The 18,926-nt window shown below is 68.3% G+C and carries 17 protein-coding genes; 10 read left to right on the top strand and 7 right to left on the bottom strand.

Annotated elements, in window-relative coordinates; translation table 11 throughout:
* A complete protein-coding gene (locus tag AC1DW3_RS11255) occupies window positions 1-1,803 on the bottom strand; it encodes a hypothetical protein (RefSeq protein WP_477931397.1) in 1,803 nt (600 codons plus the stop codon).
* 67 nt (window positions 1,804-1,870) lie between these two features.
* Between AC1DW3_RS11255 and AC1DW3_RS11250 the strand changes: the two genes are divergently transcribed.
* Window positions 1,871-2,866 carry a LacI family DNA-binding transcriptional regulator gene (locus AC1DW3_RS11250; protein ID WP_477931396.1) on the top strand — a complete coding sequence of 332 codons (996 nt, stop codon included), beginning with the start codon at window positions 1,871-1,873 and terminating at the stop codon, window positions 2,864-2,866.
* Between the two features lie 272 nt (window positions 2,867-3,138).
* Here the strand turns inward: AC1DW3_RS11250 and AC1DW3_RS11245 are convergent, their stop codons facing one another.
* Window positions 3,139-4,140, bottom strand: a complete 1,002-nt coding sequence (locus AC1DW3_RS11245) for a LacI family DNA-binding transcriptional regulator (RefSeq protein ID WP_477931395.1) — start codon at window positions 4,138-4,140, stop codon at window positions 3,139-3,141.
* A gap of 132 nt (window positions 4,141-4,272) precedes the next feature.
* Here AC1DW3_RS11245 and AC1DW3_RS11240 point away from each other — a divergent pair, with 132 nt between their 5' ends.
* The 5 genes from AC1DW3_RS11240 to AC1DW3_RS11220 are packed head-to-tail and all read left to right on the top strand — an operon-like array spanning window position 4,273 to window position 9,473.
* Entirely contained in the window at window positions 4,273-5,568 is a 1,296-nt protein-coding gene (locus AC1DW3_RS11240; protein ID WP_477931394.1) for an ABC transporter substrate-binding protein, read from the top strand.
* Complete coding sequence (locus AC1DW3_RS11235; protein WP_477931393.1) at window positions 5,565-6,434, top strand: carbohydrate ABC transporter permease; 870 nt, start codon at window positions 5,565-5,567, stop codon at window positions 6,432-6,434. Before AC1DW3_RS11240 ends, AC1DW3_RS11235 begins: the two co-directional genes overlap by 4 nt.
* Entirely contained in the window at window positions 6,431-7,264 is an 834-nt protein-coding gene (locus AC1DW3_RS11230; RefSeq protein ID WP_477931392.1) for a carbohydrate ABC transporter permease, read from the top strand. The genes AC1DW3_RS11235 and AC1DW3_RS11230 overlap by 4 nt, the downstream gene beginning before the upstream one ends.
* Before the next feature lie 5 nt (window positions 7,265-7,269).
* A complete protein-coding gene (locus tag AC1DW3_RS11225) occupies window positions 7,270-8,298 on the top strand; it encodes an ABC transporter ATP-binding protein (RefSeq protein WP_477931391.1) in 1,029 nt (342 codons plus the stop codon).
* Window positions 8,295-9,473 carry an alginate lyase family protein gene (locus AC1DW3_RS11220; RefSeq protein WP_477931390.1) on the top strand — a complete coding sequence of 393 codons (1,179 nt, stop codon included), beginning with the start codon at window positions 8,295-8,297 and terminating at the stop codon, window positions 9,471-9,473. The genes AC1DW3_RS11225 and AC1DW3_RS11220 overlap by 4 nt, the downstream gene beginning before the upstream one ends.
* A gap of 4 nt (window positions 9,474-9,477) precedes the next feature.
* Here the strand turns inward: AC1DW3_RS11220 and AC1DW3_RS11215 are convergent, their stop codons facing one another.
* The 3 genes from AC1DW3_RS11215 to AC1DW3_RS11205 form a co-directional block, all read right to left on the bottom strand.
* A complete protein-coding gene (locus AC1DW3_RS11215; RefSeq protein WP_477931389.1) occupies window positions 9,478-9,678 on the bottom strand; it encodes a hypothetical protein in 201 nt (66 codons plus the stop codon).
* A gap of 223 nt (window positions 9,679-9,901) precedes the next feature.
* A complete protein-coding gene (locus AC1DW3_RS11210; RefSeq protein WP_477931388.1) occupies window positions 9,902-10,108 on the bottom strand; it encodes a hypothetical protein in 207 nt (68 codons plus the stop codon).
* A gap of 109 nt (window positions 10,109-10,217) precedes the next feature.
* Window positions 10,218-11,405 carry a serine hydrolase domain-containing protein gene (locus tag AC1DW3_RS11205; RefSeq protein ID WP_477931387.1) on the bottom strand — a complete coding sequence of 396 codons (1,188 nt, stop codon included), beginning with the start codon at window positions 11,403-11,405 and terminating at the stop codon, window positions 10,218-10,220.
* 136 nt (window positions 11,406-11,541) lie between these two features.
* Between AC1DW3_RS11205 and AC1DW3_RS11200 the strand changes: the two genes are divergently transcribed.
* From AC1DW3_RS11200 to AC1DW3_RS11190, 3 genes are all read left to right on the top strand, one after another.
* The gene (locus AC1DW3_RS11200; RefSeq protein WP_477931386.1) at window positions 11,542-12,198 is read left to right on the top strand and encodes a response regulator; all 657 of its coding nucleotides are present in this window, start codon (window positions 11,542-11,544) and stop codon (window positions 12,196-12,198) included.
* A complete protein-coding gene (locus tag AC1DW3_RS11195) occupies window positions 12,195-13,589 on the top strand; it encodes a sensor histidine kinase (RefSeq protein ID WP_477931385.1) in 1,395 nt (464 codons plus the stop codon). The genes AC1DW3_RS11200 and AC1DW3_RS11195 overlap by 4 nt, the downstream gene beginning before the upstream one ends.
* Window positions 13,590-13,706: 117 nt before the next feature.
* On the top strand, window positions 13,707-14,996 hold the full coding sequence (locus AC1DW3_RS11190; protein WP_477931384.1) for an MFS transporter: 1,290 nt from the start codon (window positions 13,707-13,709) through the stop codon (window positions 14,994-14,996).
* A gap of 82 nt (window positions 14,997-15,078) precedes the next feature.
* Here the strand turns inward: AC1DW3_RS11190 and AC1DW3_RS11185 are convergent, their stop codons facing one another.
* Both AC1DW3_RS11185 and AC1DW3_RS11180 read right to left on the bottom strand, forming a co-directional pair.
* On the bottom strand, window positions 15,079-16,437 hold the full coding sequence (locus AC1DW3_RS11185) for a sensor histidine kinase (RefSeq protein WP_477931383.1): 1,359 nt from the start codon (window positions 16,435-16,437) through the stop codon (window positions 15,079-15,081).
* A 480-nt stretch (window positions 16,438-16,917) separates the two neighbouring features.
* Window positions 16,918-17,532 (bottom strand): OmpA family protein, encoded by a 615-nt coding sequence (locus AC1DW3_RS11180; RefSeq protein WP_477931382.1) that lies wholly within the window; start codon window positions 17,530-17,532, stop codon window positions 16,918-16,920.
* Window positions 17,533-17,849: 317 nt separating this feature from the next.
* Between AC1DW3_RS11180 and AC1DW3_RS11175 the strand changes: the two genes are divergently transcribed.
* Complete coding sequence (locus AC1DW3_RS11175) at window positions 17,850-18,740, top strand: hypothetical protein (RefSeq protein WP_477931381.1); 891 nt, start codon at window positions 17,850-17,852, stop codon at window positions 18,738-18,740.
* Window positions 18,741-18,926: the final 186 nt, after the last annotated feature.

The raw sequence follows: 18,926 nt of genomic DNA, 5'->3' as shown, positions 1-18,926 counted from the left end.
CTAGCGGTAGATCAACGTCCACCGGACTTGAAGCGGGCCGGCCCTCTGCGGAGCTGTTCCCGAGAAATGAAGATGCGTGCGCGACGGGCCGCTGGTCAGGCCCCGCAGGGCGCTGGCGGGCGGCTCCTGCACATCGAGGCGCTCATAGCCCTCGGCCTCGAAGCGCGCGACCACACCGGCATCGAAGGCCACCGCCATGCCCTCGGTGGCGGCGCCCGACGAGAAGCAGGCGAACTCCAGGCTCAGCGAAGCGATGGCCAGCGAAGCGCTCGGGCGCAGCACGTCGGTGCGGCTGATGCGGCCGGGGCCGAAGCGGTACTCGGTCGTCAGCGTCACGCGGGTATCGAGCACGGGCTGGCGCGCGCCCACGCGGTTCAGCCCGGGCTGGCTGTAGCTGACGACGTGATCGTCGCCATCGCGCCAGCTCTTGATGTCGGTGATGAAGGAGGTCGGCAGCAAGGTGCTGCCGTCGGCCAGCAGCAGGCGCGGCAGCAGCTGGGCATGGGCGGCACCGCTCTCGGGCCGGCCCTCGATGAGTCGCGGCGAGAAGGGAATCGGGTAGTAGGGCGCGTTGTCGTGCTGGCCCACGCCACCGTTGATCAGCGGCAAGCTGAAGACGAGGCCGCGATCGCGCCGCGTCACCAGGGCGCGCTCGTAGCTGCCGCGCGCGAACCAGTTCAGCTTGAAGTCGGGCTGGCTCCGCTCCAGCCAGGCATCGAGGTCCGCGGGCGGTACCTGGTCGGCCATGCCGATCTCGTCCCACAGCTCGCAGGTCGACAGCAGCTGGTGAATGATGGAGAAGTTCTCGCCCAGCATGCGGTGCGGGCCGCGGTAGCCGTCGGTGCTGCGGCCGTGCTTCCACAGGTTGACCGAGTTCAGCGCGGGGTCGAACCAGAAGTCGACGTACTTGGCCGCCGCGCGCACGCAGAAGGCATAGGCATAGCGGCTCGCTTCGGCATCGAGCACGCCCAGACGCGCTGCGGTGGCGAGGATCTCGACGACGCCCGTGTCGCCGTAAGGGCCGATGCTGCGGCCGAAGCCGAAGCCGTCGCCGCCTGAGCCGGCGCATTGCAGGGCCAGCTGGACCGACTGGGCCAGCAGGGTCTTGAGCCGCGGCGTGACGGGCAGCTCGGTCTCGATGAAGCGCTCGCAGAACTCCGCGGCGAGCAGGATGCTGTAGCGGTCGAAGCGGCCCTCGCCCTCGGTCTCGTCCGAGAAGCCGAACTCGCCCGAGTAGCGTTCGTAGTGGTCCAGCGTCTTGGCCAGCAGGGCTTCGCCGGCGCTGGCGTCCTCCCACTGCATCAGCATGCGCAGCCGCGCGATGCCGAAGGCGACGCCGTAGTAGTTGGTCGGCAGGGCCTTCAGGCGCAGCGTCTTCTCATCGACGAAGACACGCCAGTCCAGCCGTTCACGAAAGCGCACCAGGCTCGCGGCATCGACGGCGGCGTCCAGCAGGCCGGCCTTGCGCAGGCGGTTCAGCGCCATCAGCGCGTAGTAGATGCCCCAGCTGTCGCTGCGCATCTCGCTGAGCAGCGCCATCAGGCGGCGCGTGCCGGCGACATAGCCGGGGAAAGCGACATCGCTGCGCGGCGTCAGCGTCAGCAGGTGTGCCAGGCCTATGGCGACCTTGCCGGGCAGGAAGACATCGCCCTGGCCGAACACCGGCGCGCCGTTGAAGCGCGTGTCGACGCCGTCCGCGGCCAGCAGCGCGAAGTAGCCCGCGAGTTGCGGCAGCAGCTGGCCGCGCACCAGCGCGTTCAGCGGCATGGCCTTGAGCGGCGGCTCGTAGCGATCAGCGCGCATGGCGGCTCCGATCGCTGTGGCCTTGGTAGAGAATCCGCGCCAATCCAGCGCCGCCCACAAGCCCATCATGTCCCCCGCAAAATCTCCAGCCACCCTGCGCGATGTCGCCGAGCTGGCCGGGGTGTCGACGGCAGCGGTCTCCAAATACGTCAACGGCAAGCAGCGCTTCACGGCGGCCGTCGAGAGCCGCATTGCCGAGGCCATCGAGCAGGTCGGCTACCGCTCCAACCTGGCGGCACGCAGCATGGTCACGGGCCGTTCCGGCGCCATCGCGGCCCTGGTCTACGGCGTCGAGAACCCCTACACCGCGGCCGTCATCAAGGGCGCCAGCCGCGCCGCCACCGCCCTGGGCTACGACCTGCTCTTCGTCGACCTGCTGCAGAGCGAATCGCCCGAGCGCGAGCTGGCCCGCGTGACCGGCATGCAGGTCGACGGCATCGTGCTGGCCGCCGCGCTGCCGCCCGCCGCGCGCAAGCTGCTGGCCAGCTATGGCCGCCCCTTCGTGGACCTGGGCCGCGCCAGCGAGCCCTCCGAGGCGCCGAGCGGCGACGAGCAGGCCGCGGCCATGCTGGGCCGCTACCTGCTGAGCCTGGGCCACCGCGACATTGCCTACATCGCCTGCGAGGCCCAGCCCGGCAATGCCGAGCGCCTGCTCGGCATGAAGCGTTCGCTGCAGGCGGCCGGCGTCGAGCTGGCCGTGCATCAGGTGGTGAGCCCGACGGCAGAAGATGGCGCGAAGCTGGCTTCCAGCCTGCTGCTCGGCCAGAAGCGGCCGCAGGCGATCGCGACCTGCAACGACCTCATCGCGATGGGGCTCATTTCCGAGGCGCGCCACCTGGGCCTGACGGTGCCGCAGGACGTGTCGGTGGCCGGCATCGAGAACATGCCCTTCGGCCGTTTCCTGAGCCCGCCGCTGACCAGCGTCGACCTGCATGCGGATGCGCTGGGCGAATGGGCCATGCGCGACCTCATCGCGGCAATAGACGGCGAGGCCGCCCCGGCACGCGCCCACGACATGACGCCGCGACTCGTCGTGCGGGGCTCGACCCGAGCCGCCGCCTAGGAGCCTGCGCGGCCAAGGGCGTAGCCCGCGTTGGGCCTGGCAGGGGCACAGGCAAGGCGCGAGGAGGCCGCGGGCTCGCGCCCGCAACGATGAGCAACGCAGCATGCGCCCCTGCCAGGCCCAACCCGAAGGGCCGGGGCGATTTGCGGGGCCATGCGGCGTTGCCGGCTCGTTGTGGGTCCCGACCCACGCCTCGCCGGCGCCTAGCCTGGCCCCGCAACTCACCCCGGCGCGGGCCACGCCCTTGGCCGCGCAGGCTCCTGGTCGGACGGTCATGGCGCTCGCCGGCAGGTGGACTCGCGCACGACCAGGCGCGGCGCGAGCACTTCGTCGAAGGGATGCGCCAGCTCGTCGTTGATGAGCTGCAGCAGGCGCTGCATGGCCACCTCGCCCATCTGCTCGCTGTTCATCGCCACCGAGGTCAGCGTGGGGCTGGTGTAGCGGCCGTAGGCGATGTCGTCGAAGCTGGCGATGGAGACATCGCGCGGGATCTCCACACCCAAAGCACGCGCTTCGTTCATCAGCCCCAGCGCGATCAGGTCGTTGTAGGTGACGATGGCATCGGGCCGCTCGCCGCCCAGCAGCAGGCGCGAAGCGGCCGATTCGCCGGCCTCGGGCGACGGCGCGTCCACGTCCAGCATCTGCAGCTTGTGGCCCTTTTCCGCCAGCGCGTCGCTCAAGCCGCGGATGCGCTCGGCATTCCAGCGCGAGGACGGGAAGCCCACATAGGCCACGCGCCGGTGCTCCAGCGACATCAGGTGGCGGCCGATCATCAGCCCGGCCAGATAGCCGTCCGAGCCCACGCTGTGCACGCCCTCGTGGCCATAGCGGCCGAAAAAGACGACCGGCTTGCCCAGGGCCTTCAGCCACTCGATGGATTCATCAGCCAGCCGTGAGCTGACGACGAGGCCGTCCACGCGCCGCGACAGCGTCTCGACGAGATGGCGCTCGGGCGCCTTGCTCTCGGCCGTGTCGACGAAGGCCATGCTGTAGTCATTGGCCTGGGCCACGCGGCTGGCGCCCTTGACGATGCCGGTGAAGTGCGGATTGCCGAGGTCCAGCACCACCAGGCCGACCGCGCCGCTGCGGCCCGTCGCGATGGAGCGGGCCATGTGGTTGGTGCGGTAGCCGAGGCTGTCGATGGCCGCCTGGATGGCCGCTTCGACGCCCGCCGAGAAACGCTGGCCGCCACTGCAGTATTTGGAGACCGTGGCCACGGAGACGCCGGCGGCTTCGGCCACGTCGCGGAGGGTGGGGAGTCGTTTCTTGATCATTTTGGTGAAGCGTTTAACTTGATGATAGTGAGCGATCCAAAAAATGGAAGTCCGCTTCAAGCCTTTGTTGCCAGGGTTTTCGCTAGACGGCTCGCTGTTTACTTGCCGAGCCTCTGCCGCAACAATGATGGAATGGTTAACCGCTTTACCTTGATTGCGTTGTCATTGGCGCTGCTGCCGATGGCGGCGCGGTCCGCGCCGCCCGACGAGCCCTTGCGCGTGTGGACGCGCTCTTCCAAGGACGGCCGCAAGACCTACGACGCCATCGCCGCAGCCTTCACGAAGAAGACCGGCATCCGCATTGAGTACTTCAATGCGCTGACCGATTTCGAGCAGCGCCTGGCGCGCGCCGCCGTCGGCGGCCACCTGCCCGATGTCATCGTCAACGAGATCGGCACGGCCGGTCAGCTCGTCAACATGGGCGTGGCAATGGAGATCGACCGCAGCCGCATCGCCGGCGCCGACGATCTGCTGGACAGCGCCTGGCGCGCCGCCACCCTGCCCGACGGCCGCATCTATGGCGTGCCGGTGTCGGTGCAGGCCCATGTGCTCTTCATCCGCCGCGACTGGCGCGAGAAGCTGGGCCTGCCGGTGCCGCGCACCTGGGAAGAGCTGGCCCAGCTGTCGCGCGCCTTTGCCGAGCGCGACCCGGATGGCAATGGCCGCCGCGACACCTATGGCCTGGCCCTGCCCGCCACCGCGGCGCGTGGCTATGCGGCCTGGTATCTGAGCTCCTTCCTCTTCCAGGCCGGCGGCGAGTTCATGCGCCCCGGTGCGGACGGCAAGCCGCATGGTGCGCTGGACGAGGCCCCCGCCGTCGCCACCCTCTCCTTCTTCCGCCGCCTCGTCTGCGAAGACCGGAGCGTGCAGCCCAATGCCATCAACGCGAACACGCAGGAGACCAACAAGTCCTTCACGTCGGGGCAGGCCGGCCTCTATGTGTCGGGGCCCTATCACCTTGCGCTGTTCGACAAGGAGCCGGGGCGCAGCCGGTTTGAGGCCGTGCCCGTCCCCGCCGGCCCTGGCGGCCAGCGCGCCAGCCTGGCCGGCGGCGAACTGGCCTACATCACGCGCGGCAGCCAGCAGCCGGACCGCGCCAGGCAGTTCGTCGAGTTCCTGATCTCTCCCGAAGGCCAGACCGTGGGCATGCACCCGCCCGAGGGCGGCATGCCCGTCGTGCGCCTGCCGGTCAACAAGCACCTGGAGGCCGCGGCTGCGCACGGCGACGAGCGCTGGGCCATGGTGGCGCAGGAGTACGCGCAGCATGGCCACCCGATGCCGCAGGCGCGCAACTGGTCGCGGCTGACGCAGATCGCGGCCGACGGCTTCAACGCCATCCTGGCCCACTGCAGCAAGGACATCCCCGGCGAGCTGCGCGCGCTGAACAATCGCTTCAACGCCGAGCTCGCCCGCCAGGAGGCGCAATGACGACGCGCCGCAACTTCAGCCGCTTGGCACCCTGGCTCTTCCTCGCGCCAGCGCTGATCGTCTTCACCTGGTTCAAGTTCATCCCCATGGCCAAGGGCCTGGTGATGAGCCTGCACAAGGTCAATTTCGGCAGCGCCGACAGCTTCGTCGGCTGGCGCAACTTCGAGCGCGCGCTGGCCGATGCCGCGCTGCGCGACGCCGCCGGCCGCACTCTGCTCTACGTTTTTGTCACCGTGCTGCTGTCCGCCTCCATCGCGCTGCTGCTGGCGCAAGCCCTGCAGGGCACGGCGCGGCATATGCGCTTCATCCGCACGGCGATGTTCCTGCCGGCGGTGACGAGCGCCGCGGTGGCGGCCGAGGTCTGGCGCATCCTCTATGCACCCACGCCGGATGGCGTCGTCAACGCCTTGATCGGCCTCATCGGCATAGGCCCACAGGGTTTCTGGGCCGACCCGGCCCAGGCCCTCCCAGCCTTGATCGGCATGCATGTCTGGAAGCATGTGCCCTATGACACCGTCATCTTCGTGGCCGGCCTGGCCGGCATCAACAGCGAGCTGTACGACGCGGCGGCCGTCGACGGCGCCAATGCCTGGCAGCGCTTCACCGCCGTGACGCTGCCCGGCCTGGCGCCGGCCATCACCGTCATCTGCACACTGGGCTTCATCCGCGGCTTCCGTGTCTTCACCGAGGTCTATGCGACGACGGGCGGCGGGCCGGCCGGCAGCACCGAGGTCGTCATGACGCAGATCTACAAGCAGGGCTTCCAGGAGCTGGACTACGGCTTCGCCGCCGCCGCCTCGACGCTGCTCTTCCTCTTCACCGCGGCCCTCACCGCCGTCTACCTCGCCTGGCGCCGCCGTCGATGAAATCCGCGTTCTCCTGGGCGCCGCGCGCCCTGCTCTACGGCCTCGTGCTGATCGTCTTCGCCGGCCCCTTCTGGGCCTTCCTGATGACGGCCCTGTCCGGCGTCACCATCGCGCCGGGCCGGCTGCTGTGGTGGCCCGAGCAGCCGACGCTGGAGAACTTCCGCTACGCCTGGGTGGAGGCCAAGGTCTGGCGCTATCTGCTGAACTCCCTCGTCGTCGTGCTCGTCGGCACCGTGCTGCAGTTGTCGGTCAGCGCGCTCGCGGCTTACGCGCTGGCGCGCAAGCGCTTCCGCGGCCTGGCGGCGGTCAGCTTCCTGATCCTGTCGACCATGATGCTGCCCGACGAGGTCATCGCCATTCCCCTCTTCATCGTGCTGGGCAAGCTGCCGCTCGTGGGCGCCAGCCTGCACGATACGCATCTGGGCATGATCCTGCCGGTCGTCGGCTGGGGTTTCTCCATCTTCATGCTGAGCGAGTTCATGCGCGCGATTCCGGCCGACCTCGAAGAGGCCGCGCGCGTGGACGGCGCCAGCGACTGGCAGATCTTCTGGCACGTCATCCTGCCGCTGTGCAAGCCGGCACTCGGCAGCGCCGCGGTCTTCGGCTTCATCATGATCTGGGACCAGTACCTGCTGCCCCTGCTCGTCACCAACGACGAGTCCCTCTACACGCTGCCCGTCGCGCTGGCCACCGTGCGCGCCGACGAGACGATGAAGCCCGCCGTCTTCATCGCCATCAGCGTCATCGCCATGCTGCCCAGCATCCTCGTCTACCTGGGCCTGCAGAAATCCTTCAACCGCGGCCTGCTGGCCGGTGCCGTGAAAGGCTAGTGAGAGTGGCTGCCATCGAATTGAAGGGCGTGGGCAAACGCTTCGCCCAGACCGACGTCATCCGTGACGTCTCGCTGTCCATCGCCGACGGCGAGTTCTGCGTGCTCGTGGGGCCCAGCGGCTCGGGCAAGTCCACGCTGCTGCGCATGATCGCGGGGCTGGAGGATGTGACCAGCGGCCAGCTGCACATCGCTGGTCGCGACGTGACGCATGAGCCGCCCAAGGCGCGCGACATCGCCATGGTGTTCCAGAGCTACGCCCTCTACCCGCAGATGACGGTGCGCGAGAACATGGGCTTCGGGTTGAAGCTGATGAAGCGCCCGGCCGCGGAGATCCGCCGCCGCGTCGACGAGATCGCGCGCATGCTGAGCCTGGAGCCGCTGATGGAGCGCCGGCCGGCGGCCCTGTCGGGCGGCCAGCGCCAGCGCGTGGCCATGGGTCGCGCCATGGTGCGAGAGCCCGCGGCCTTCCTGTTCGACGAGCCCCTGTCCAACCTCGATGCCGCGCTGCGCAGCGCGGTGCGCCAGGAAATCCGCGCCCTGCATGCGCGGCTGCGCACGACATCCGTCTACGTGACCCACGACCAGGTCGAGGCCATGACCATGGGCGACACCATCGTCGTGCTGCGCGACGGCCGCATCGAGCAGAGCGGCAGCCCGGCCGAGCTCTACGACCGCCCGGCGAATCGCTTTGTCGCCGGCTTCATCGGCTCGCCGGCGATGAACTTCTGCACGCTGCCAGCGGGCTTCGCGACTGCGCTGGATGCGACGCGGCTGCAGGTCGGCGTTCGCCCCGAGCATCTGCAGCTCGGCCGAGCGCCGGATGCGGCCGCGGTCTTCGATTGCACCGTCGAGTCCGTCGAGTTCATGGGCGCGCAGTCGCAGCTCAACCTGCAAAGCGCGACGGGCCCGCTGGTCATCAACATCGCGGATCGGCCCGGGCTGCATGCCGGCGACCGCATCAGCGTGTCGGCGACGCGCGACCGGCTGCATTTCTTCGATACGCAGAGCGGCTTGCGCCAGGAGGCCGCATGAAGCGAAGAGCCCTGCTGCTCGGCTTGCTGATGAGCCAGGCTCATGCGGCCAGCGAAGCCCCGCTGCTGACGCTGGATCGAAGTGCGCTCGACGAAACAAAGCGTCGCCTTGCCGCAGGCGATCCGCACCTCGCCGCGGCTCACGCGGCCCTGCTCGCCCGTGCCGCCAAGGCCCTGAAGACTCCGTTGCGCAGCGTCACCGACAAGAAGCTGCTACCGCCCTCGGGTTCGCGCAACGACTACATGAGCATGGGCCCCTACTGGTGGCCCAACCCGGACACGGCCAACGGCCTGCCCTATATCCGCCGCGACGGCCAACGCAACCCGCAGGTGGCCGGTGACGCGCTGGACTCCGACCGCATGCAGGCCTTCTGCCGCGATGTCTTCGAGCTGGCGCTGGCCCATCACTTCGGCGCGCCGGACAGCCATGCCGACAAGGCCGCCGCCGCGATCCGCCACTGGTTCCTCGCGCCCGAGACGCGCATGACCCCGCATCTGCGCTACGGCCAGGGCATCCCCGGCATCGTCGAGGGCCGCGCCGAGGGGCTGATCGACACGCGCAACCTGTGGATGGTCATCGACGCGGCCCTGCTGCTGAACGCGCGCGGTGCCCTGCCCGATGCCGACCTTGCCGCACTGCGCCAGTGGTTCGGCGAGTTCACGCAATGGATGCAGACCAGCCCCATCGCCCGCGACGAAGACAAGGCCGACAACAACCACGGCATGTTCTTCGACGCGCAACTGGTGAACTACCTGCTCTTCACCGGTCAGGCCGACAAGGCGCGGGCCAGGCTGGCGACCGTCGTGGCGCGCCGCATCACGCCACAGATCGAGGCCGACGGCCGCATGCCTCGCGAGCTGTCGCGCACGCGGCCCTTCCACTATTGCGCCTTCAATCTGGAGGCGGCGACGCACCTGGCGCAATACGACCGCGCGCTGTGGCGCGAGCCGCGCCTGCTGCAGGCCATCGCCTATCTGCAGGCGGCGGCGCTGGCGCCCGCCAGCTGGAAGCACGCCACGCCCACCGAGCCCGCGCTGGAGCCCGACAAGCTGCTGTCTGTGTTGTTGATGGTGCGCCGCGCCACGGGTGCCGAGCAAGCCTTGTTGGAGCCCCTTGCGGCGGCGCGCTCCTCGGACCTCGACTGGCTGCTCTGGCCTGCGCCCGCCAAGGCCTAGCGAGTCACGCCTGCGAAAGCCAGGTGCAGGCGCCGTTGGAGGCCTGCTTGTTGCTTTGCACGCCGACCGGCTTGGTCTTGCGCAGCTCGGCCGCCACCTGCTCGATATAGGCCTTGCTCGGATGCCACGGGCCCGAGCAGAAACTGTCGCTCTGCAGCGTGACCCGCCGGGTATAGATGACCCGCCACAAAACTACGTTTTCCACTTGGGCGACTTTGCTAACGTTCTGTCGAAATGGTACGAAACGCCCCTGCAGGCGTCACCACCATCGCTCGACAAACGCGCCCCGGTCGCCGCTTAGTTCACGAACTTGCGCTGCACTCGCGCAGCCACCCTCTTGACATTTCCGGTGACGTAAAGAATCACCTACACGCCCTGTCAAGAACTCCCGGCTTGCGTCTTCAGCGGCTCATCGGCCAGCCGCATGCTCAACGCTGCGAAGCCGCCTGCGTCACGCGAATCGACCACAGCGGTTGCCTCGCGAGCTCGGCCGCGGTGAGGTCGTCGGCCGTCACCGCATATTCATTGCTGCTGCGTTCCACGAAATAGGCCGTGCGGTAGCGCTGCAGGAGGCCTCCGAGTGCCTTGCGGGCCTGGCTCGAAGGGCCGTTGAAGGTGAGGGTCAGCATGGTCATGGTCGGTGCTTCCGTCAAAGTGCCGAGGGGTCATGGCCATCGGCCTCCTTTGAACGCCGGCACACCGACACGGTTGACGGGCAAGGTTGATACAGGATGTCAGCGGCTGCTACAGCCCGGGCTGAAAGATGGGCGACACCGCGCGGGTGATCAGGCGCACGTTGGCGTGGTTCTCATCGAGGTTGCTCAGCGCGATGACCGTCAGCTGGTCATCGGGGTAGCGCATGATTTCGGTCACATAGCCGGGCATGCCGCCGGAGTGGTAGACCCAGCGGTGGCCCTGCTGGGTGCGCAGCTGCCAGCCCAGGCCGTAGTAGATGTCCGGCGTCGTCGCAGTCGCCGCCTGCACCAGGGAGTTGGGGGTCCACATCAGGTCCAGCGTGGCCTTCTTCAGGATCTGTTCGGTGTAGAGGGCAGCATCCCACTTCGCCAGGTCCAGGGCATTGACCTGGATGCCGCTGGCCGCGAGGCCCAGATAGCTGCGACTGGCCGCGTTGTAGAGATAAGGCTTGGGCGCAGTGCCCACCTGCCCGCGCTCGTAGCCGACCGCGTTGCCGGCTTCCGACTCGCCCGGCGCCATCACGCGCGCGCTGTCCATGCCCAGCGGCTGGAAGACACGCTGGCGCAGGAACTCGCCATAGGACTGCCCGCTGACCTGCTGGATGAGGAGGCCCAGCAGGTCATAACCGACGTTGCTGTACAGATAGGCGGAGCCGGGCGCGGACTTCAGCGCATAGGTCTGAAAACGCGCCAGCAGCTCCGCCTCGGAAAAGCCCTGGTTTCGATCGAGGGCGCCGTAGAAGGCATCGTCCGGGTACTCCGGCAGGCCCGAGCTGTGATTGAGCACATGGCGGATCGTGATGCCGCTCCAGGCGGCAGGCATAGGACCGAGGTGGGGCGCCAGCTTGTCGTCAAGCGAGAGACGGCCTTCTTCGACCAGCAGCATCACGGCGGTGGCGGCAAACGACTTGGTGATCGAGCCGATCTCGAAGCGGTCTTCGACCTGCACCGGCGTGGCAGTCTCAAGATTGGCGTAGCCGTAGCCCTTGGCGTAGATGATCTTGCCGGCACGGGCGACCACCAGGCTCAGGCCCGGGATGCCTTGCGCGACGAGCTGCTGCTGGATGACGTCGTCCACTGCGGTGTTGGCGGTCTGCGCCATGCCGGCGGGCTGGGTGCTGACAACCGGCAGTGCTCGGTCCGCCGGCGCGGGCGAATCTGCGCCCCCGCCCCCGCATCCCACCAGTGGCAGGGCCCACAGCGATTGCAGGACGAGGCGGCGTTGGAGCATGGTCATGACAGCGACTGAAGCGTGTTCGAGGCGGCGCAGTGTGCCCTGGCAGGAGGGTGCCGTGCCGCGGCGGCGGTGGCGCTCTTTGGCCGACCTTTGGCTGCCGGCAGATCTCGGTCCAACCCGCCTCGATACTGAGGCCATGCACATCCTCCTGATCGAAGACGACCTCGATCTCGGCAACGCCTTGCAGGCCGCGTTGCGGGTCGAGGGCTTCAGCAGCCAATGGCTGCGCCGGGTCGTGGATGCTCCCCCGCAGCTCGATCCCACCCAGCAGGACGCGGTACTGCTGGACCTCGGCCTGCCCGATGGCTGCGGCCTGCAGCTGCTCAGGCGCTGGCGCGAGCAGGGTGCCAACACGCCGCTGCTGGTGATGACGGCCCGCATCAGCCTGGCCGAGCGCCTGGAAGGCCTGGACGGGGGCGCCGACGACTACCTGGGCAAGCCCTTCGAGATGCCCGAGCTGATGGCGCGACTGCGCGCACTGCTGCGCCGCAGTGCACGCCAGGCCAGCGAGGACTGGCGCTTCGGTGACCTGCGCATCCGACCACGGGCGCGCGAAGTCTGCATCGATGAGCGCTGGATTGAACTGAGCCCGCGCGAGTTCGACCTGCTCAATCTGCTGGCCGCCGAAGCAGGCCAGGTTGTTCCCAAGGGCAGGCTGGCGCAGAAGCTCGCCCCGCTGGGCGAGGCCCTGGACTTCGCCAACCTGGAGATGCACCTGTCCAATCTGCGCCGCAAGATCGGGCCCGAGCGCATCGGCACGGTGCGCGGCATTGGCTACCGGCTGCTCGCATGAAGTGGCGCAGCCTCTGGCGCGCGCTGCGCCAGCCGTCTCTCAGCCGGCGCATCGCCTTCGTGCTGCTCGCGGCGCTGCCGCTGGTCGGGCTGGAGATCCTGGCCTGGGAGTACTACCGCTTCCGCGCCGGCTCGGACAACCACGTCGGTCTGCAGAGGACCACCGACGACTACGCCGCCTATCTGCTCGACAAACCCGAGGCGGATCGCGTGGTTGCCCTGCGGACCCTGATCGACGACATCAACTACTGGCGCAGCTTCGACCCCGAGCACCGGCCCGGACAGGTGGCCGTGCTCTGGCTGGCTGCTGGTGGAGGCATCCTGTACGAGTCCCACCCGCCGCTGCGCGAGGCCTTGCGCGCCCTGCCCTCTGGCCGCGCCGACGGCGAGCTGGCAGCGCAGGCGTACTGGACCTATCGCCTTGACGGCCCGCTGGGCTCACTGCGATTGGCCGAACCCAGGCGCACCGCGGCACCGGCGCTATGGCACGTTGCGCGCCAGTTGCGCTTCTACCTGCTGATCGCCCTCCCGGTCCTGCTGTTGCCGCTTTGGCTGGCCTTGTACCGGGGCCTGCATCCGCTGCGTGATCTCGTGCAGCGCCTGGCCCAGCGCGATGCCCAGGACCTGCGCCCGCTCGGCGTGAACCTGCCGCAGGCCGAGCTGCAACCGCTGGGCCAGGCGTTTGACGCGATGCTGGGCCGGCTGCGCCTGCAGCGCGAGCGTGAGCAGCAATTCATTCAGGAGGCCGCGCACGAGCTGCGCACGCCGCTGGCCGTCATCGGCGCCCAGGCCCATGTGCTGCGACGCGCCAGCGACGCAGGCGCACGCGAGCAGGCCTCCCAGGCGCTGGATGCCGCCGTCGCGCGCGCCGCTCATTTGAGCCGCCAGCTGCTCACGCTGGCAGGCATCGAATCCATCGGTGCGGTCACGCCCGAGCGCGCCACCGACCTGGCCGAGCAGACCCGCGCCCAACTGGTCGAGTTGTTGCCGCTCGCCGAGGCGCGCGGCATCGAGCTGGCGCTGGACGCACCCGACCAACTGTCCAGCCGCATCCCGCCGCCGCTGTGGCGTTCGCTGCTCGGCAACCTGGTGGACAACGCGCTGCGCTATTGCCCGCGCGGCAGCCGCATCGGGGTCCGTTTGGCCGAGGATGCCGACGGTGTGCAGCTGCAGGTGGCCGACGACGGGCCCGGCATTGCCGAGGCCGACCGCCCCCGCGTGTTCGAACGCTTCTGGCGCGCCGATCAGACCGGGGCCAGCGGCAGCGGCCTGGGACTGGCCATCGTGCGTCAGGTGGTGCACAGCCTCGACGGCACCATCACCGTCGGCCCGGGCCTGGAGGGCCGGGGCGTCGCGTTCAGCGCCAGGGGCTTGGCGCCAGGGGAGGCCTGACGCAGATCACCCGCAGCTCGGGAAGGTCGACGGTGACCGACTTCGCCTCGTGCGAGCCCAGGCAATTGCTACGCTGCGCGCCCACGAAACCCCACCGGGCGCGCCAGCGTCCGCCGCATGCGCTTCTTCATTCCTGCTGAAACCCGCGCCGTCCTCGCCGCGAATCGCGCCTTGCGCGTGCTGCTGCTGACCGACTTCCTCACCCTGCTGTGCGGATTGAGCATGGCGGTCGTCCTGCCATGGTGGATCACCAGCAGCGGCGGTGCCCCGGCGATGGCCACCTTCAGCGTGACGCTGGCCCTCGCGGCCTTCATCGTCGCGCCGGCCCTGTCCCCCTTTGGCGACCGCATCTGCAAGGGCCGCCAGATCAGCTGGGGGCTTGCGGCCCTGTGCCTGGTTGCCACCGCCTTCGCGGCGCTTTCCTGTGCCGGCGTTTTCAGCGTCGCGGCCCTCGCCGCGCTGTCCATCCTGCAGATCGTCGCCACCTCCTTCGTGGACCCCGCACGTGACGCCGTGCTGGCGGAACTCATCGCATCGGCGCAACTCGCCACGGCGATCCGCCTGCGCAAGGCCACGCATGCGCTGGGCGGCATCCTCGGGCCGGTGCTGGCCGGCGCCTTGCTCGGGTCGGTGGGCGTCACGGCGGCCTTGTGCTGCTGTTGCATCCTGCTGGCCGCCGCGACGCTTGTCGCTTCGCGCATCCCGCGCAGCACCGGTTCGCGGCCAGCGAGCCGGGGGTTTGCCGCGTGGTGGAGCGATCTGCGCGCCGGGCTCGCCGCCAGATGGCGGGTGCCCATGGAGCGCGGCTGGACCCTGGTGAACTTCGCCGTGTGGATCTTCCAGGGGCCTGCCGTGGGCCTGCTGGTGCCGATCAAGGTGCATGCCCTCGGCCTGCAGGGCAGCTGGCTCGGCCTCGGCCTGGGCGCACTCTCGCTCGGTGCCCTGGTCGGCAGCCTCTTCGGCTCACGGCTGCTGGTGGAGCGTTTCGGCCGCTATCGCGTGCGGGTCGGCCTGGGCGTTCTCGAGGGCATCGCGCTGGCCATGGTCGGCCTTTGCGCCTCGCCGCTGCCGATGCTGGCCGGGCTCATGGCGGCGGGCTTCTGCAACGCCTCGATGAGCCTGGTGGGCGCCACGCATCGTGCGCTGGCGATTCCCCGCGAATACCGCGTCCGCATGCTCGCCGCCGGCTCCATGAGCACCCAGATCGCCGGCGCCATCGGCCCCGCCCTGGTCGGCATGGCGCTGGCGAGCTACAGCGTGACGCTGGTGTACGCGGCCTGGGGCCTGCTGATGGCCATCTGCGTGCTGGGTTTCCTCGCTGTGCCGCGGCTCAAGGAATTCCTGACGCTGGAACACGAGGACATCGTGGATTGGTATCGGCGGCAGTACCCGGGGGTGTTCAGGTGACGAAGAGGCACCGCAGTGGGCCGCGGCAGTCGCAGTTCGACGAACGCATACGCAGGAGACCGCGCTCAAGCCGCTGTTGAATTCAATCGTGACGATCCGGAACCGAAGCCTCCACGGACTGCGGGCCGTCCCGTGCCGGCTGCGGCTGCTCCCGCAGTTTGGCCGAGATCAAGGTGCCCAAGCCGGGTGCCGCCACGATGGTCATCGTGCCGCCTTCAGCTTCGACGCGAAAGCGCATGCCCACGAGACCATGGGCCGACCGGAGCGGCTGCCGCGTGTCGAAACCCACGCCGTCGTCGCGAATCGACACTTCCACCCGCCCGTCGTGGCCGCTCAGCGCAAGCCACACCTGGCTGGCTTGCGCGTACTTGCCGATGTTCGTGAATGCCTCCTGCACCAGCCGGTAGATCATCAGATTGGCGCGGGCGCTCAACTGCACCGGTTCCAGCTGGCACTGCACATGCAGACCCGAACTGGCGCCGAACTCGCGGGCCATGATGTCCAGCGTCGGCACGAGGCCGAGCAGGGTCAGTGAGGACGGTTGCAAGTCCTCCACGATGCGACGTTTCAGCGCGATACCCTGGTTCAGGGTTGAGATGAGGTGGGTCAGCCTCTCGAGGGCTTCGGGCGCCGGAGTGGGCAGCGCGCCCAGCCGCGCGCGGATGCGCGCCGCATCCAGCTTCGCGGAAGTCATCAGAGCGCCCATCTCGTCGTGCAGGTCACGCGCCAGGCGTGCACGCTCGTCCTCACGGGCGGTCTGCAGGTGGTAGGTCAGCTCGGTCAGCTCGGTGGTTCGCTCCAGCACCTCCAGTTCCAGCAAATCGTGCGCGGCCTGGATGAGGCGCTGCTGTTCGCTGCGCTGAAACTCCAGTGCCGTACGGTGCCGCAAGGCGATGAAAAGGGTGAGCAGTCCGATCATGCTGAGTGAGGCCACGCCGACGCGCCCCATCAGCAAGGTGTCGTAGAGGCTGCCCCGGCCGGCGACCACATGACGGGCCTCGTACTGCAGCAGCTGGGCACTGAGCGCGCGAATCGCTTCCATCTGCTCCGCATCGGAACCTCCCCCTGCGAGCTTGGCTGCCGTCGTCTGATGCAAGCCGGTCAGCAGGGCCTTCGGCTGAGCCTGGTCCGCGTAGTAGGCGTCCAGCGCGGTGAAGGCGCCGGCAATCGTCTGCAACGCCTGGCCATAGGCCGCCCATTGCGCCTGGCGCGACTCGGCCGTGATGGCAGGGGCATCGGTCTTCCGGGCCGCCTCGGCATCCAGCACGCCCCATTGCAGTTCCTGCAGGCTCGTGGGCACGATGGCCATGGCACCCAGCCGATCCAGCGTCCGGGTGGACTGCCAGTACGCGCCTTCGCTGATGGAGATCAGCGCGAACACCCCCACACAGGCCATCGGAAAGATCAGCGGGTTGCGCTTGATGACTTTCAGGACGTCCATGGCCCCTCCAGCATTGCTTCATCTGCTGACACGGCGGCGCAGAGGATCGCCGTCGGGCGCCTGTGAACCGTAGAGGCGGCGGCAGGCTTGACCTTGGGCGGCGCGGCAAGCAGCCTTTTGGCACGAGGGTCTGAACCAGCTGCCAAGGGCCGCTCCGGTGATCCGGGCAGATTGCCGCGGTTGCATGCGCAATGTAGCGAACCACGGCATCCCTGCGGTGCGCGCTGGTGAACAGCACGGCCGCGCGATGGCTTGGCCATCCTCAACCGCCGTGACTTGCTCCAGGCCTTGCGACCGAAGGCGTGCTGCGCTACATGTGGAGCAGTGCGTGGGGTGGCGTGCTCACGGAGGCGAGACCAACCCCACGGCAGCGTCGGCATGCAACGGCAGTCGCGGCCGGCCGGCGTATCCGAGCGCGGTGTTCGCGTCGCGCAGGCAGGGGGGTGATGCCGGGCAAGAGCTGAGCGGCTCCCCGCCCGCTCAGCGCATCACGATCAGCTGAACACGCCGGTTCGTGCTGCGGCCTTCGCGGGTGTTGTTGTCGGCCAGGGGCGCAGATTCGCCATAGCTGATCGTTGCCATGCGCGCCAGCGGCAGGCCGGCGCGGGACAGGTGCAGGCGCACGGCTTCGGCCCGCTTGAGGCCCAGTTGCTGGTTGATCGTGTCGCTGCCGGTGGCGTCGGTGTGGCCCTGGATTTCGATGAACACCGGCTGGTTGTCGGCCTTGAGCTTGGCGACGAGTTGATCGAGTTCCTGGCCGGCCTGCTCGGTGAGCTGGGCGCGGCCCGAGCTGAACTTGATCTTGTCATCGGTCAGCACGGTACTCATCAGCAGGCTGGGCGGCTTGGGCAGGTTGTTGAAGGCCTGGGTTCGCGCTGCTGCCTCCTGCTGCAGAAGGGCCAGCATGCGTGCCTCGCTGCCCTGCAGCCGGCCATCCAGGGCCTTGAGGCCGTCGTCGTGCGCCTGCACGCGGGTGCCGAGGCCGTCCACGCTGGTCTGCACCGGAGCGACGGTCTCCTTGACGAATTCCTTGGTGGCGCAAGCGCTCAGCAGCAGGACGCTGCTGGCGATGATCAGGGGAGAAAGTCTCGACATCGGTGGTCTCGTGGAGGAAGAAAGAGCGCGACTCTAGGCAGTCCTCCACGGAAAAACGTACCGAGCTGTGAGCAATCCTTGCGCCGTTAACCAGGCCGAACAAAGCCTTACCGTTCTGCGCTCCGGCGCGGCGGGCACAGATCGGCTGATGCCCGTCCAGGCTTTCGGCTGTCCTGGTCGGTGAAAGTCTTGATTTGTCCTTCGCTGAACATGCCGCCCCCGACCTGCGTCGGCCCCTCGCCGAAGCTGCGCCATGGGCGGGTGCCGTGGATGGCTGCGCATTCATCTCTGGACGGCTTGCGAGCAGAATCCCCTCCATGGGCCCGAAACGTCGAAGCGCTTTTGACCAGTTGCTGCTGCGTCGCGGTCTTGTGTTCGGCGCCGCCGCGGCCCTGTCCGGCATCTCGGCGGCCGAGCAGGTGCTTGAGTTTGTGTACCCGCGTACGCATGAACGGCCCACGGACAGCTATGCGTTCAAGATGCTGAACGCTGCGTTGGCGGCGTCGGGGCGGCAGTACACGCTGCGGCTGAGTGCAATGCAGCTGTCATCCATGCGTGCCCTCTTGGCGCTCGAGACCGGTGGCGTCAATGTCATGGACACCGGAGCCTCGCCCAAGGTGGCTGAGCGCGGACTGATCCTGCCCTTTCCGTTGGATCTCGGTCTCAGTGGCTACCGTGTGATGCTGGTGCATCGCGACCGACTTGATCGCCTGCGGAGCCTGCACAGTTATGAAGACCTGCGCAAGTTGAGCTTCGGCCAAGGCCCTGATTGGGTGGATACCAGCATCCTTCGCGCTGCGGGACTCAAGGTACAGGAGGCAGAGTTTCTGTCGCTGTTTCGGATGCTGGAAGCAGGGCGATTCGACGCGTTCCCATTGGGAGTCGATGAGGCCAGCCATTTGCTGAAACTGTTTGGACATCTGGCGCCGTCGGCCGTGCTGCTTGAGGACTGGTGCATCCACTACCAATTCGCTCGGGTCTTCGCGGTCCAGTTGCGCCAGCCTGCCCTGGCCGAGGCATTGACTGCTGGTCTGTCTGCGATTTTCTCCGATGGAAGTGCGCGATCGATCCTTTCGCGGGATGCTCACATCGGCCCATTGATCGATGGACAACGACGGCTGCCCCCGAAGATCTTCGAACTCGACAATCGTCTCTGGATCGCGCCGTTTCAGGCGATTCCCGACAAGCTGTTCTTCACACCTCGCTGAAGAACGCGACGCGAGGGAGCAGTGACGGGCTCGGCGGATAGGCGCTGTCGCCACTCACTGGCGCTCTGCGGCGCCAATCGGTATGCGTGCGCCGAACTCCTCTTGACCAACCAGCAGGCAGTCGTCATGGCCATCTGGCGATGCTACGGACCCGTCGGGCCTGTGGGAGGTCAATGCCACGGTGAC

The sequence above is a fragment of the Roseateles sp. P2_H4 genome, from assembly GCF_056403315.1.
This window is presented reverse-complemented; position numbering and strand designations above follow the sequence as displayed.

Excerpts from the sequence above, each read along its gene's own strand:
- AC1DW3_RS11210 (WP_477931388.1), bottom strand. The coding sequence starts at position 10,108 with ATGACCATGCTGACCCTCACCTTCAACGGCCCTTCGAGCCAGGCCCGC.
- AC1DW3_RS11200 (WP_477931386.1), top strand. The coding sequence starts at position 11,542 with ATGCACATCCTCCTGATCGAAGACGACCTCGATCTCGGCAACGCCTTG.
- AC1DW3_RS11175 (WP_477931381.1), top strand. The coding sequence starts at position 17,850 with ATGGGCCCGAAACGTCGAAGCGCTTTTGACCAGTTGCTGCTGCGTCGC.
- AC1DW3_RS11205 (WP_477931387.1), bottom strand. The coding sequence starts at position 11,405 with ATGACCATGCTCCAACGCCGCCTCGTCCTGCAATCGCTGTGGGCCCTG.
- AC1DW3_RS11220 (WP_477931390.1), top strand. The coding sequence starts at position 8,295 with ATGAAGCGAAGAGCCCTGCTGCTCGGCTTGCTGATGAGCCAGGCTCAT.
- AC1DW3_RS11195 (WP_477931385.1), top strand. The coding sequence starts at position 12,195 with ATGAAGTGGCGCAGCCTCTGGCGCGCGCTGCGCCAGCCGTCTCTCAGC.
- AC1DW3_RS11235 (WP_477931393.1), top strand. The coding sequence starts at position 5,565 with ATGACGACGCGCCGCAACTTCAGCCGCTTGGCACCCTGGCTCTTCCTC.
- AC1DW3_RS11250 (WP_477931396.1), top strand. The coding sequence starts at position 1,871 with ATGTCCCCCGCAAAATCTCCAGCCACCCTGCGCGATGTCGCCGAGCTG.
- AC1DW3_RS11230 (WP_477931392.1), top strand. The coding sequence starts at position 6,431 with ATGAAATCCGCGTTCTCCTGGGCGCCGCGCGCCCTGCTCTACGGCCTC.
- AC1DW3_RS11245 (WP_477931395.1), bottom strand. The coding sequence starts at position 4,140 with ATGATCAAGAAACGACTCCCCACCCTCCGCGACGTGGCCGAAGCCGCC.
- AC1DW3_RS11185 (WP_477931383.1), bottom strand. The coding sequence starts at position 16,437 with ATGGACGTCCTGAAAGTCATCAAGCGCAACCCGCTGATCTTTCCGATG.
- AC1DW3_RS11240 (WP_477931394.1), top strand. The coding sequence starts at position 4,273 with ATGGTTAACCGCTTTACCTTGATTGCGTTGTCATTGGCGCTGCTGCCG.
- AC1DW3_RS11255 (WP_477931397.1), bottom strand. The coding sequence starts at position 1,803 with ATGCGCGCTGATCGCTACGAGCCGCCGCTCAAGGCCATGCCGCTGAAC.
- AC1DW3_RS11190 (WP_477931384.1), top strand. The coding sequence starts at position 13,707 with ATGCGCTTCTTCATTCCTGCTGAAACCCGCGCCGTCCTCGCCGCGAAT.
- AC1DW3_RS11180 (WP_477931382.1), bottom strand. The coding sequence starts at position 17,532 with ATGTCGAGACTTTCTCCCCTGATCATCGCCAGCAGCGTCCTGCTGCTG.